Below are 912 nucleotides of genomic sequence, written 5' to 3' on the forward strand. Positions count from 1 at the left end.
CAGAGGGCCAGCGCGCAGCGCTGGCCCTTGGGCTTGTCCATTACAAAACAACTCAAACGGGCGGTAAGCCGAGTGGCACCGTCACCATCGAAATTGATCCCCTTCAATCGAAGGCGCAACGGCTGCGTAAGTCCGTTATCACCGGAGCGCGTTTGCATGACCAGGAAGCACGGAAAGGTTCGCGACAAGGTGCGTGGTACATGCTCACGCTCACCTACAACGATGGAAGCGACGCAAGCCCTGGCGACGTTAGCGGCCTACTTGCATGCTTCCGCAGCCACCTCAATCGAATTGCAAATAGGCGCAGCAGGTTTAAAGGTCAAAGCCTTCGTTACCTATGGGTTGGCGAACTCACCCAGCGGCTCCGCGTCCACTACCACCTGCTGATTTGGGTGCCCAAGGGCATTTGGTTCGGCAAGCCTGATCAGAAGGGTTGGTGGAAGCATGGCCTCACCAAAATGGAGAAAGCCCGCAACTGCGTCGGCTATCTCGCCAAGTACGCGAGCAAGTTCACTGCCCTTACAGCTGGAGCTTTTCCCAAGGGATTCCGCACACATGGTGTCGGTGGACTCAACAGCGAATCCAAGCGCGAACTGCGTTGGTGGAAAGCCCCGAAAGACGCGCGCGAAGCTCTCGGCGGCGAAGCGGATATCCGCAAAGCAAAGGGCGGTTGGTTCGACAGGCTTACCGGGGAGTTCTGGCCGTCCCCGTGGAAAGTCACATTCATCTTCGGCCGGACATTCGCTTGGAAGGTAGTCCCACTATGAAAGTTCAGATCATGAGTTCCGCTGTCGCCATCCGTTCGTTTCCCGCTCGCGATGGCAAGCCTGCAACGCACTTCCGCGAGCAGACCGCCGCCGTGTTGCGTGAGGGCGATTTCCCGCTGCCTTTCACCATCAGCCTTGACGAAGA

The 912-nt window shown here is 58.0% G+C and carries 2 protein-coding genes; both read left to right on the top strand.

From position 1 onward, the window contains the following. Window positions 1-767: replication initiation protein (locus J7396_RS20995; protein WP_209262050.1), on the top strand; the 767-nt coding region annotated here is incomplete at its 5' end. Beyond that, a partial coding sequence (locus J7396_RS21000; RefSeq protein ID WP_343237471.1) for a single-stranded DNA-binding protein occupies window positions 764-912 on the top strand: 149 nt, incomplete at its 3' end. The genes J7396_RS20995 and J7396_RS21000, both read left to right, overlap by 4 nt.

Origin of the sequence: Xanthomonas sp. A1809 (genome assembly GCF_017746015.1) — a bacterium.
Lineage (GTDB): Bacteria > Pseudomonadota > Gammaproteobacteria > Xanthomonadales > Xanthomonadaceae > Xanthomonas > Xanthomonas euvesicatoria.